This window comes from Pseudoalteromonas sp. SMS1 (assembly GCF_021530565.1).
In the GTDB taxonomy this organism is placed as follows: Bacteria; Pseudomonadota; Gammaproteobacteria; order Enterobacterales; family Alteromonadaceae; genus Pseudoalteromonas.
In genome coordinates, this window is sequence record NZ_JAKGBI010000019.1 from 86,110 (window position 1) to 98,259 (window position 12,150).

Here is a 12,150-nt window from a genome sequence, read left to right on the forward strand (position 1 = left end):
AAGGTCGAGACGACTAAACCCCCAATAAGCTATTAAGTGCAGGGTGAACTTGCATCTTTGCCTTATCTTCAGAATAAGGTGTCACAGCCAATAGTGGGCTATTTAACCGTTGTTTTAGGGTGTCTAAATTGGCATCAAATTCGGCCATATTGGGATCTATTTGATTCGCAATCCAACCAACACATTTAGCACCTGTGGCTTCAATGGCCTGAAGGGTTAAAAATGCATGATTTAAACAACCCAGTTTCATCCCTACAACTAAAATAACTGGTAAGTTTTGCTCGGCAACCCAACTAGACAAAAACTCTGTATCATTGATGGGTAACGCCCATCCACCAGCACCTTCAACCAGCGTAAACTCGGCCCCCAGTGTAGAAACCTCAGCTAGTTTGTTTGTGAGATCTTGCTTTGCAATATGCACGTTCACTCGTTGTGCCGCAATATGTGGCGCAATTGGTGGCGCGAAACAAAATGGGTTTATTTGCTCATAGGTACCATGTACATTTGCAGCTTCCATCAATGTGAGTGCATCTTCATTCACAAGTTCTCCAAACGCTTCTTCAGCGCCCGCAGCAATCGGCTTGAACCCTAATGCTTTTTTCTTTTTAGATACTAGATACTTGAGTAACAAACTGGTGACATAGGTTTTACCCACTTCGGTATCTGTGCCAGTTATAAAAAATTGACTCATTGTTTTGTTAACTCCAAAAATGCGACTTCATAACTAACATGGGCGCAATCACCTGCAAGTGGATATGACGCCAACAAGGCTTGGTAGCTTTTCTTACCGACCAACCCTCTTCGATTAGTGTTGCTATTGAGCTGGTTTGCACCAATATTTTTGACCGATTTCATCGCGTCTTTAGGCGAGTCAAATATATCGACTAAACATCGCTTACTGATTGACCGAACACTAAAACCAGCCTCTCTTGCAGCTTGTAACAAACGATCAAACTCGATAAATCGATTCACATGGCAATGGTTATCAACGCCTTGCCAAGCTGTTGAGATTTCTCTCAACGACCCATCCACCACAATAGACAGATGTGCACTGCCGTCAGGTTTTAATACATCATATAGCTTATTTAGCAGTAAAGGTAAGTCACTACTCCATTGCATTGCAAAGTTACTGAAAATGCAGTCAAAAGAACTTGGTAAGAATGGCAGCATATCCATATCAGCACACACTTTATGTGCGCTCTCAGGCCCTTGCCTTAACATGTTTTGGCTCAAATCAAGTGCAACCAAGACATCACTTTTTTGAGAAAGCGCGTTGTGATGCTGCATTGGGCCCGCGCCCATATCAAGCATATGTCCATAGCGTCTATTCATATTTGCCAACAAGATCTCAGCTGAACGCTTTTGTACATTTGCATGTTTTAAATATTGAGCCGATGCGCGTGAGAACTTATCTGCAACCTGTAACTTGAGTGCTGCACTCATACTACATCCTCCAAACATTGCACCAAATATTCTATGTCCTTTTTTTCATGAGCAGCTGTCAGAGTGACCCGTAACCTCGCAGTATTATGCGGCACAGTTGGCGGTCTGATCGCGGTTAGCCACACGCCTTTTCGCGCAAGTGCCTGTTGGGCCGTCAGTGTACCTTCAGCACTCCCAAGCACCACAGGTTGTATCGCACTATTCGATACTTGAAGTGGTATACCCGCATCAGCTGACAGTCGTTTAAAGAGCGCAATATTTGAATTCAAGCGCTGCCTTGCTCCTTCCCCCTCACACAAACGGGTTAACTGCGTAGCGGCAATCTCCACCAATGCAGGTGACATTGCTGTCGAATAAGTATATTCGCGGTTAAACTGTAGCATGTAATCAATAACGCGTTTGCTCGCAAGTACTGCAGCGCCTTGGCAACCCATTGCTTTGCCAAAAGTTATGACCAAAACATCCGGTTTAATGCCACTTTCAATTGACCCTAAGCCATTGGGGCCACAAACACCAAAACTGTGTGCATCATCTATCATTAACCATGCTTTATGAGCCTTGCAAAGCTTATCGAGGTCTTTTAACGGCGCGCCGTCGCCATCCATTGAAAATATGCCTTCACTAATCACCAGCTTATGGACCGCGTCACTTTTCTCCAACCTCGCACGGAGGTGCCCCATGTCATTGTGGTTAAACCGGATTAACTTCGCTTGGCTATTTAAGCTCCCGTCAATTAAGCTTGCATGGTTGAGTTTATCTTGAAAAACAGCACTGGCTTGGCCAACTTTTGGATCATTAAATAGTGCGCTAATCACACTAAAGTTCGCAGCGAAGCCGCTGGCGAACAACATCGCTCTCTCGAACCCAAGAAGCTGGCACAACTTAGATTCAAGCAGTCGGTGTGATCGATGATACCCGGTGACAAGAGCAGAACTTTTACTACCTGCAGTTAACGTCGCAGAAACTGGCATATCAGCTAACGCTAAATAATCATTGCTGGCAAAATTTAAGTACTGTGCGCCTTCAACTTGTATATGTCGCGCAGAGGCCTTGTCAATGCAAATGCGCCGACGCAACAAAGCGTTCTGCGCCTTTGCATCTAGCGCTTGATCTATAAATTCAAACGCCATTTACTTTGCTTCGTAAAACAACTCAGACGTTGCCTTATCGGCAATCGCCGAATTGAGAGACGCTTCGTATGCCTCATCCGAGTAGTCTTCACGTGTTTCTGGTTTCATGCCTAGCTTTTTAAGCAAGTTCATGTCCGCATCAGCTTCAGGGTTTTCAGTCGTTAATAGCTTGTCACCATAGAAAATTGAGTTGGCACCAGCAAAGAAACACATTGATTGCATTTGCTCATTCATCGCCGTACGACCAGCTGATAAACGTACGTAGCTTTCTGGCATCATAATGCGGGCAACAGCAATCGTACGGATAAACTCAAAGTGGTCTAAGTCATCAACATCTTCAAGGGGTGTGCCCGCTACTTTTACTAGCATGTTAATTGGCACACTTTCAGGCTGCTTAGGCAAGTTCGCCAATTGCATTAATAATCCATAGCGATCTGCTGCTTGCTCGCCCATACCTACAATGCCACCTGAACACACCTTCATACCAGCATCACGAACATGATCAATGGTATTTAAGCGGTCTTGATATGTACGAGTCGTAATGATTTGCTCGTAGTACTCTGGCGAGGTGTCGAGATTATGGTTGTAGTAATCCAATCCAGCATCTCTAAGTGCGTGTGCTTTTTCATTGTCTAATTTGCCAAGCGTCATACATGTTTCCAAGCCCAGAGCGCTGACTTCCTTAACCATTTTTTCGATATAAGGCATATCTCTGTCTTTAGGGTCAGACCAAGCTGCCCCCATACAAAAGCGTGTTGCGCCTTTTTCTTTTGCTAACTTAGCTTGGTTAACAACTTTCTCAACTTCCATTAGGCGCTCTCTTTCTAGGTCAGTTTTGTAATGACCTGATTGAGGGCAGTATTTACAGTCTTCAGGACAAGCACCTGTTTTAATGGACAACAACGTGGAGATCTGAACTTCATTTTGCTTGAAGTTTTTACGATGCACACTTGCCGCATGAAAAAGCAGATCGTTAAAAGGCATATCAAATAATGCCTTTACTTCATTGTGTTTCCAATCGTGACGCACGATGCCATATTCCATAAGTTATTCTCTTCTTTTCTGGTTCTTTTTTCGCCAGACAATTTGACGGTGATTGGCTTAGTCTACTTCTTGGTTTACTATTGTCAACGACACTGACTAGCAAAAGGTTTACAAGTGAGTAATTATCAATCAATAGATTTAGATTTTGATAGAGAACATATCTGGCACCCCTATACTTCCATGATCGAACCTCTCCCTGTTTACCCTGTTACCCACACAGACAAGAACCGAATATTCCTCGAAACAGGTGAATCATTGATCGATGGGATGGCTTCTTGGTGGAGCGCGCTACATGGGTATAATCACCCAAAACTTGTAAAGGCCATGACCGTTCAAGCCAGTAAAATGAGTCATGTCATGTTTGGTGGGATAACACATGCACCCGCCGTCGATCTATGTAAAAAGCTCGTTGAAATTACACCTAAGCCTCTACAAAAAGTGTTCTTAGCAGATAGCGGCTCTGTCAGTGTAGAAGTCGCAATCAAAATGGCATTGCAGTACTGGCTTAGTCAAGGTCTGAGCAATAAAACAAAATTAATGACGGCCAAAAAGGGCTACCATGGCGATACATTTGCAGCAATGAGTGTGTGTGACCCAGTAAATTCGATGCACAGTATGTATCAAGGCTTCCTACCAGAACATATTTTTGTGGATGCACCACAATCCAAGTTTGGCGAAGAGCAAAACGACGCTGAACTAATTGCCTTAGAAAATACATTTAAACAGCACCACAATGAGCTTGCTGCCTTCATCATTGAGCCAATTGTGCAAAACGCGGGCGGCATGAACTTTTACAATGCCAAATATCTTAAAAAGCTCCGCGAGCTTTGCGACAAGTACGACGTGCTGTTAATACTTGACGAAATTGCCACAGGCTTCGGTCGTACCGGCAAAATGTTTGCTTGCGAACATGCTGATATCGCACCTGATATTTTGTGTATCGGCAAAGCATTAACAGGTGGATGTATGACGTTATCAGCTACCTTAACGACAGACAAGGTCGCGCTGGGAATAAGCCAAGGAGAAGCAAAAGTGCTGATGCACGGTCCAACTTTTATGGGTAATCCACTCGCATGCGCCACAGCAATTGCTAGCCTTGAACTGCTGGAAGAAACAGACTGGCAAGCAAACGTTGAAAGAATTAACCATGCTATGCAGAACCTACACCGTTGCACAACGCTAGGTGTAGTTAGAGAAGTTAGAACGCTTGGGGCTATTGGGGTTGTTGAACTATGCGAAACTGTCGATGTTGCAAAAATTCAGAAGTTTTTTATTGATAAAGGTTTGTGGATCCGACCTTTTGGAAAACTGATTTATATTATGCCGCCTTACATCACACCGGATAAAGACATAGAGAGACTTTGCTCAGGGATCTATGAGGCTATCGAGCACAAGGCCTATTAATCTGTCTCATTTCCGGTGCAAGCTCTGCCTTGTGCCGGAATTACCCTCTTTCGAATTTCTGAAATTGACTAAATTTCTCTCTTGTCTGTATATAATCCAAGCACATACAAAGAAAAGTATCACTTTTTCAGTGTCTTTGATGATTTGTACCTGAATTTACTTCAAGTTTTTGCTACAATACGCCTCTTATTTATAATCTAGCAAGCCGAGAAGTAGTAAGTATGCAACAATCCGTCCAATTGCAGCCGGCAGAGGCCTATCAACCACCTCGCTTTACTGTGTATCAACACCGTCAAATTGATAAAATCGAGCAGCTTGACAAACTGCCAGAGCACCTTCGCTTTCAAATGAAGGTGGTTGCTAATGTTTTTCCTTTCCGTGTAAACAATTACGTTATTGACGAATTGATTGACTGGGACAAGGTACCTAATGATCCTGTATTCCAGCTCACCTTTCCACAGCGTGGCATGCTTGACGATGAATCTTATGATGAAATGGCCGCTTTACTAAAACGTGACCATACACCAGAAGAAGTATTTGAACTTGCAACTAAGCTAAGACAAAAGCTGAACCCACACCCAGCCGGTCAAATGGACAAAAACGTCCCGTCTTTCGAAGGTGAAAACGTGGCAGGTGTGCAACATAAATATAAAGAAACGGTCTTATTCTTCCCTGCACAAGGCCAATATTGCCACTCGTACTGTACTTTCTGTTTCCGTTGGGCACAATTCGTTGGTAAAGCAACGCGCTTTAATAACAATGACGAAGAGTTATTACACCGATATTTAGAAGAGCACACTGAGGTGACCGATCTGCTAATGACCGGGGGTGACCCAATGGTAATGCGCACAGTTAAATTGCGTAAATACCTTGAGGCATTAAAAGAGCCAAGATTTGATCATATTCGTACGATTCGTATTGGTACTAAATCTTTGACATTCTGGCCATTCAGATATGTAACTGACCCAGATGCAGAAGATTTGTTGGCGCTAATAAAAGAGTTAGTGGATGCGGGCAAACACGTATCTTTCATGGCTCATGTTAACCATAAGCAAGAATTACGCACCGATGTTGCGAAAGAAGCCATAAAACTTATCCGTAAGACTGGCGCGCAGATCCGTACTCAAGCACCACTACTTAACCACTTGAATACAGATCCAAATATGTGGGCTGAAATGTGGAAAGAGCAAACTCAAATGGGCATGATCCCATACTATATGTTCATTGAACGTGATACGGGTGCCAAACGCTATTTTGAGTTGCCTCTGCATAAAACCTGGGAAATCTTCAAAGATGCGTACAAACAAGTTTCGGGTGTAAGTAGAACCGTTCGTGGACCTTCAATGAGTGCAGGCCCTGGTAAAGTTGAAATTTCTGGTGTTACCGAAATTGCCGGCGAAAAAGTCTTCGCGCTTCGCTTTATCCAAGCTCGTAACCCTGAGTGGGTTCAGCGTCCGTTCTTTGCAAAGTTCGATGAGAACGCGCATTGGCTGGATGACTTAAAGCCCGCATTTGGTGAAGAGAAATTTTTCTGGCAAGAAGAATACGAAGCAATGTAATGCAGAAAAAGCCGACGCTAGCGTCGGCTTTTTACCATTCAAATATATGTGCCATTTTACTAATGGTCTTTAATGCCACCCCATGCACATTCCGCTTAGCGTATAAATGCTGCATAGACTTATCTTTCACTTCTCCGACTATCACTTCTTTTACCTGGTACCCCATTGCCTGAGCTGCGCTGGTATAAGCAATAAACTCCCACTTTTTAATGTTTGTGTTATCCACAATCACAAGTGGAATACCCTGCGCCAGTGCATTTATAAACCTAGCTAAGTTTAGATTATGGTATTGAGGAAGTTTTGATTTATGGAACTCATAACGACCCTCTTCGTTTGTGAAGTAGTCATCTGTTGAACAGATAAAGAACTGAGAGTCATCTCCCGCGACGAGTTCGTCTGCTAGCGAGTGCGCATAATGGGTTTTGCCTGAGCCTGGCAAACCTCTAAGAATAAAAGCTTGTTTCATTTAGTGAAATTTCATTCCGACTATTTTCTAATTAACTGACTTATAATGCCATAAAAATGCGCTTTCGCACAGCCTCTTAAACGCTCAATAACACAGCGGTTGATGAATTAAATAGCATTTTTAAGAAGTTTTTTGACATATCCTTAAATTGGTAGTTTTTTTATGTAGCCATCAGGGGTAAGATACGGATTACGTGACTTCACACACTAACAAGCGAATTTCGTTAAATAAAAGCAAGTCACAGCAGAAATTGCACACAGCACATTGAAATATGCGTCTGTGTACATATATAGACAAAAACAAGTCGGGCAAAATTCGCCCTTACATAATTAATCATTTTGGAGTAAAGATGAGCCACATAGCGATATCGGAGCTACTAGCAGGCACCGTTGCGGTAGACAGCCAAGTTACGATCAAAGGCTGGATCCGTACACGACGCGATTCAAAAGCGGGTATTTCATTTCTTGCCGTCCACGACGGTTCTTGTTTTGACCCTATTCAAGCAGTAGTACCTAATTCGCTTAATAATTATGAAGAAGTAACTCGTCTTACTGCAGGCTGTTCTGTGGCTGTTACTGGTGTACTTGTAGAGTCACAAGGTAAAGGTCAAAGCTATGAACTTCAAGCAAACTCAGTAGAGGTACTAGGTTGGGTAGAAAACCCAGACACATACCCAATGGCCGCAAAACGTCATTCAATCGAATACCTACGTGAACATGCACACCTTCGCCCTCGCACGAATGTAATTGGCGCGGTTACACGAGTTCGCAACTGTTTATCTCAGGCAATACATAGATTCTTCCATGAACAGGGGTACATGTGGATCAGTACACCAATCATCACAGCAAGTGACTGTGAGGGTGCTGGCGAGATGTTCCGTGTTTCAACGCTAGATATGAACAACTTACCTCGCACTGACAAAGGCGATGTCGACTACAACGAGGACTTTTTCGGCAAAGAAGCTTTCTTGACTGTATCTGGCCAGTTAAATGGTGAAACATATGCAAGTGCGATGTCTAAAATCTACACTTTTGGCCCGACTTTCCGTGCTGAAAACTCAAACACATCTCGCCACTTGGCAGAATTCTGGATGGTTGAACCAGAAGTTGCGTTTGCTGACTTAGATGACATTGCCAACTTAGCAGAGAGCATGCTGAAATACGTATTTAAAGCCGTATTAGAAGAGCGCCGTGACGACATGGAATTCTTCGCTCAGCGTATCAATAAAGAGGCGATCACAAGACTTGAGAGCTTTGTGGACAAAGATTTTGCACAAGTTGACTACACTGATGCGATTGACATCTTAACAGCATCTGGTAAGAAATTTGAATATGACGTTGAATGGGGTGTTGACCTTCAGTCAGAGCACGAACGTTATCTTGCGGAAGAACACTTCAAAGCACCTGTTGTAATCAAGAATTATCCACGTGATATTAAAGCATTCTACATGCGTCAAAATGAAGACGGTAAAACAGTGGCAGCGATGGATGTTGTTGCACCTGGCATCGGTGAAATTATTGGTGGTTCGCAACGTGAAGAGCGTTTAGATGTACTTGACGCCCGTCTAGAAGAAATGGGCTTAGACAAAGAAGACTACAGTTGGTACAGAGACCTTCGCAAATACGGTACCGTGCCACATTCTGGATTTGGTCTTGGCTTCGAGCGTCTCGTCGCATATGTAACAGGTATGGGCAACGTGCGTGATGTTATCGCGTTTCCTCGCACCAAAGGCAGCGCTACTTATTAAGCGTTAAGCTGACAAGTGATAAATTAAAAGCCCCTACTTTTAGGGGCTTTTTTGTTTTTAAATTAGATGTACGTTAGTCAACTGATTTAACTTTATAGACGGTTACTCAATACATAACTTTTACACGCGCCTAGCTCTGTATATCTATGCTCGTGCCCTAGCGTTTTTGGTGCAACGCCGTGTAAAGGACCACCATTTACCTGCCAATTTTTACCCTCAAAGCTCACCACATCACCAGCACTATATATACTAGGATATGGTTGCCACGCCTGTGCGCATGGCTGGCATTTAGGCAGCTCACTTGCTATCACATCTAAGAGCTTGTAACCGTCTTCACGTGAATCTTGGTGTAGCTCCCAGATAAAAATACCTGGGTAGCCATTTTCAGAAACAAAGTCTGTTTTGGTTTTAATTAGCGCTGGCGTTTCCCAAAAATGAACATAATTACCCAACTCGTAGGTGCCTTGGTTATAATCAACGCCTTCCCCTTTGACGATAGTCTCTACAATCTCTCGGGCTGTTAGCGTCTTAACTGGCCCGCTCGTCAGAGGAAAAGACTTATTATAAAAAGGGATCCCCAAACTTGTTTTCGATACTTCGTATTTGGTTATCATACTTTGGCTCCATTCAGCTGGATGAACCAAACCACCATGAATATACGCCCATGCGGCGTGGTGGTTCTTAGGTGATCCTCCCCAACCCCCCGTGTAGTCATAAGCCATAAAGCGAATAATGTCCGCATGCTCATCTAAGTCTTTGTGAAAGTTAATACCTGACCAACCACCAGCTTGGACGTCTACGGACACTTCTAGGTTTTGAGGTAGCTTTTCTCTGAGTTCTTTGACCAAGTTTAATAGATATCCACTTTCAACTGGGTTTGGTTGGTTATATGTACTCCAGTCTTCCCAATCGACATCAATGCCATCTAGGTTATGTAGCTCCGCATATGCCACTAAATTGTCGACTAGGATACTCCTTGCAGTAGCATCCATAGATAAAAAGTCCACACCTGCCCCACCTACAGACAGCATAACTCCAGTATTATTAGCATGAGCATGCTCAACAATATCATCAATATAGCGATCAGCTTCTGTGGTATCCAATGAGCCATCTGCACGGGGGTAGGCAAATGCAACAATGATATGTGTTAACTGATCGGTCGCGAGATCTTTAACGTCTAACTCCCCCCCAGCAGGGTAATCCCAAGTTGAATAAAAGCCTTCAACTCTTGGGCAATAATCTGCTGCCAGCGCATTTGCACTGACAGCACCTAAACTCATCATAGCTAGCGCAGCCAAATAACTTTTTTTAAACATAACCTTCTCCATGTTGAATAGAATATAAATTCCCTTTTTTAATAACATGATTAGAGCACTTCTTATATTGAAATTATATAAAGGCTTTGCATTTTGAAGGTCGGGACGTTAATGCCGGTTTGAGCAATAAATACGTGCTTACTTGTGAGGGCGTTTGCCAATATAACAATGACTAAATTTTGAAAGCATGACTTTTCATTACTGTCGCAACCAATCTAATCACGTCTACCCAGGCCTGTCTCAATTCTGGGTTCCAATCATCACCTAAGCCCTTTTTAAGTGTATATAGAAGTGCATTACCGACAGGCGTAAAATGAGAAGCTTTAACACCATAATTAACGTGTCTTTCTGCGAGCTTTTGTAATACAGGTACCAAACTATCGAGATCATCAAGCGACTTTACAGCTACTTTTAGTGTCGCCATTAACTTTTGCCCTTGGCTTTTTATGCTGTTTTTGAAAAGTGCTTTGAGTGAAGGATCATAGTGAAAAAGCGTATTATAAAAAATCTCCGCAGCTTGCTCTGCAATTGGTTCAACTTTAGCAAAGCTATCCTGTACTAGCTGCTTTTGTCTTGCGGTGATACTCATATAAATATTCACGATCTAACGGGCATACAATACACTCTAGACCCTATTCTTCAGCATCGCTAATAATTGTGCAATATTAAATATTTAATTATCAAATGCGTCTTTATATTGGGAATAAAAGTGAAAAAATCTAATTGAGAAAAGTTTTTTGTGTCATTTAGGTTAAATATACAAACATTAAATACACACTAAAGAAAGTGTTCAATACTGAGTAAAACAGCGACAGCCACAATACTCAGTATTCCAGCTATTTTTTCCTTGAATAAAAGTTTGCAAATATGAAGTCGCGCTCTGCAATACTGGCATGGCAATTTGAGCACATATGTTTAATGGCTGTTTCACTGCCCTTACCTGCCAGTATAATATTACCTAACTTATCAAACTGAACGTACTCCCAATCCCCAAAACCATCTGAGTAGCCTTTTTCACGCTTGATCATCATGGTTATTGTTAAAGCGTCATGAGGAGCACCAGACTGGGAAGAAAAATTCTCTTTTAAGACGATTGTACCTGGTTTGTACGTTTTAAAGTTGGGATCAGCCAGCTCTTCTTCCTCTTCTTCTTCATCGTAATCTTGATAATACCTGAGATATTCAAGGTAGTTATTCTCATAAACTCTGACATCCTTATTCAAAAATACAACAATAAATTGCTGCCAGTGCAAACCTGAATGCTCAAAGCCCGTCACCCGGTGCCAATCGGTACGGTAGTTTTTTAACGCCGCTTTGTATTTATCTGGCACTTTAAAAGGGTATACTTTGAATGGGTCTGCACTTGCCGAAAAAGCTCCAAATAATGTTCCAATACATAGACTTGTCAATATACGTTTCATCGCTAAGCCTTATTTGAGCGCTAGTTTTAAAGTTGCACGCTTTTTGCCTTTATACATCACATCGACACTGCTCTCCTGCCCCTTAGCGAGCTTTAACTCAACGAGATCATACTTTGGGATCTGCAACACAAACTCAGTATGTGTCCCAACATCTAAGTTGATCGGGTACACTTTTTGCTTTTTGCTAAACGGTATGACCTGATACGCATCGGACTGAACATTTGCAATGTAACTCCGCATTTTAGGATGTATTTTACATCCGATACGCGTCAACGTATTTTCAGACCAATCCGCTGACACTTTGGTTGTTTGTCCTTGGTTCATTAACCCCACGTCAAATTTCACGCCGGAATTAGGATCGTTTGCGAAAATGTTATGCTGAAACTCGTCTGAGTTTTTAAACGTGATTTCACCTTTAGGCCCAATGACCACTGCTTTTTTGTCAAACACTTTATTAGATTGGTCAAGCTCAGCTTTTTTTGGGCCGACTCCACCTTTGGCGTAAACCACCCCAACAAATGATGGTCTTTTTACAAACTCTAACTCACCAGTGAGTACAGCTGCATCAACAGAGAATACTGTACCAAGTCCTACCATTAATATTGCGCACTTTTTCATCT

The 12,150-nt window shown here is 42.5% G+C and carries 12 protein-coding genes; 3 read left to right on the forward strand and 9 right to left on the reverse strand.

Going from position 1 to position 12,150, the window contains the following annotated elements:
• Window positions 1–13: 13 nt before the first annotated feature.
• Genes bioD through bioB form a run of 4 tightly spaced genes read right to left on the reverse strand, consistent with a single transcriptional unit; the run spans window position 14 to window position 3,617 of the window.
• On the reverse strand, window positions 14–691 hold the full coding sequence (bioD, locus tag L1286_RS18810) for a dethiobiotin synthase (RefSeq protein ID WP_235408563.1): 678 nt from the start codon (window positions 689–691) through the stop codon (window positions 14–16).
• A complete protein-coding gene (locus L1286_RS18815; protein ID WP_235408564.1) occupies window positions 688–1,443 on the reverse strand; it encodes a methyltransferase domain-containing protein in 756 nt (251 codons plus the stop codon). The genes bioD and L1286_RS18815 overlap by 4 nt, the downstream gene beginning before the upstream one ends.
• A complete protein-coding gene (locus L1286_RS18820; RefSeq protein ID WP_235408565.1) occupies window positions 1,440–2,573 on the reverse strand; it encodes an aminotransferase class I/II-fold pyridoxal phosphate-dependent enzyme in 1,134 nt (377 codons plus the stop codon). Before L1286_RS18820 ends, L1286_RS18815 begins: the two co-directional genes overlap by 4 nt.
• Complete coding sequence (gene bioB / locus L1286_RS18825; protein WP_235408566.1) at window positions 2,574–3,617, reverse strand: biotin synthase BioB; 1,044 nt, start codon at window positions 3,615–3,617, stop codon at window positions 2,574–2,576. It lies immediately after the preceding gene.
• A 114-nt stretch (window positions 3,618–3,731) separates the two neighbouring features.
• On the opposite strand from bioB, the gene bioA reads away from it, so the two are divergent.
• Both bioA and L1286_RS18835 read left to right on the forward strand, forming a co-directional pair.
• Window positions 3,732–5,021, forward strand: coding sequence for an adenosylmethionine--8-amino-7-oxononanoate transaminase (gene bioA, locus L1286_RS18830; protein WP_235408567.1), 1,290 nt, complete (start codon window positions 3,732–3,734; stop codon window positions 5,019–5,021).
• A 221-nt stretch (window positions 5,022–5,242) separates the two neighbouring features.
• Complete coding sequence (locus tag L1286_RS18835; protein WP_063357188.1) at window positions 5,243–6,580, forward strand: KamA family radical SAM protein; 1,338 nt, start codon at window positions 5,243–5,245, stop codon at window positions 6,578–6,580.
• A gap of 31 nt (window positions 6,581–6,611) precedes the next feature.
• On the opposite strand, the gene L1286_RS18840 is transcribed toward L1286_RS18835, so the two are convergent.
• A complete protein-coding gene (locus L1286_RS18840; RefSeq protein WP_235408568.1) occupies window positions 6,612–7,046 on the reverse strand; it encodes an AAA family ATPase in 435 nt (144 codons plus the stop codon).
• Between the two features lie 349 nt (window positions 7,047–7,395).
• Here L1286_RS18840 and asnS point away from each other — a divergent pair, with 349 nt between their 5' ends.
• On the forward strand, window positions 7,396–8,793 hold the full coding sequence (gene asnS, locus L1286_RS18845; protein ID WP_235408569.1) for an asparagine--tRNA ligase: 1,398 nt from the start codon (window positions 7,396–7,398) through the stop codon (window positions 8,791–8,793).
• A gap of 92 nt (window positions 8,794–8,885) precedes the next feature.
• On the opposite strand, the gene L1286_RS18850 is transcribed toward asnS, so the two are convergent.
• The 4 genes from L1286_RS18850 to L1286_RS18865 all read right to left on the reverse strand — a co-directional run bounded on the left by L1286_RS18850 (window position 8,886) and on the right by L1286_RS18865 (window position 12,148).
• Window positions 8,886–10,109, reverse strand: coding sequence for a glycoside hydrolase family 18 protein (locus L1286_RS18850; protein WP_235408570.1), 1,224 nt, complete (start codon window positions 10,107–10,109; stop codon window positions 8,886–8,888).
• 172 nt (window positions 10,110–10,281) lie between these two features.
• Window positions 10,282–10,698 (reverse strand): globin family protein, encoded by a 417-nt coding sequence (locus L1286_RS18855; protein ID WP_235408571.1) that lies wholly within the window; start codon window positions 10,696–10,698, stop codon window positions 10,282–10,284.
• A 247-nt stretch (window positions 10,699–10,945) separates the two neighbouring features.
• Entirely contained in the window at window positions 10,946–11,530 is a 585-nt protein-coding gene (locus tag L1286_RS18860; protein ID WP_235408572.1) for a cytochrome P460 family protein, read from the reverse strand.
• A gap of 9 nt (window positions 11,531–11,539) precedes the next feature.
• A complete protein-coding gene (locus tag L1286_RS18865; RefSeq protein WP_235408573.1) occupies window positions 11,540–12,148 on the reverse strand; it encodes a hypothetical protein in 609 nt (202 codons plus the stop codon).
• Window positions 12,149–12,150: the final 2 nt, after the last annotated feature.

Bases quoted from the DNA above. Each gene is read 5' to 3' on its own strand.
- bioD (WP_235408563.1), bottom strand. From the start codon at position 691: ATGAGTCAATTTTTTATAACTGGCACAGATACCGAAGTGGGTAAAACC.
- L1286_RS18815 (WP_235408564.1), bottom strand. From the start codon at position 1,443: ATGAGTGCAGCACTCAAGTTACAGGTTGCAGATAAGTTCTCACGCGCA.
- L1286_RS18820 (WP_235408565.1), bottom strand. From the start codon at position 2,573: ATGGCGTTTGAATTTATAGATCAAGCGCTAGATGCAAAGGCGCAGAAC.
- bioB (WP_235408566.1), bottom strand. From the start codon at position 3,617: ATGGAATATGGCATCGTGCGTCACGATTGGAAACACAATGAAGTAAAG.
- L1286_RS18835 (WP_063357188.1), top strand. From the start codon at position 5,243: ATGCAACAATCCGTCCAATTGCAGCCGGCAGAGGCCTATCAACCACCT.
- L1286_RS18840 (WP_235408568.1), bottom strand. From the start codon at position 7,046: ATGAAACAAGCTTTTATTCTTAGAGGTTTGCCAGGCTCAGGCAAAACC.
- asnS (WP_235408569.1), top strand. From the start codon at position 7,396: ATGAGCCACATAGCGATATCGGAGCTACTAGCAGGCACCGTTGCGGTA.
- L1286_RS18850 (WP_235408570.1), bottom strand. From the start codon at position 10,109: ATGTTTAAAAAAAGTTATTTGGCTGCGCTAGCTATGATGAGTTTAGGT.
- L1286_RS18855 (WP_235408571.1), bottom strand. From the start codon at position 10,698: ATGAGTATCACCGCAAGACAAAAGCAGCTAGTACAGGATAGCTTTGCT.
- L1286_RS18860 (WP_235408572.1), bottom strand. From the start codon at position 11,530: ATGAAACGTATATTGACAAGTCTATGTATTGGAACATTATTTGGAGCT.
- L1286_RS18865 (WP_235408573.1), bottom strand. From the start codon at position 12,148: ATGAAAAAGTGCGCAATATTAATGGTAGGACTTGGTACAGTATTCTCT.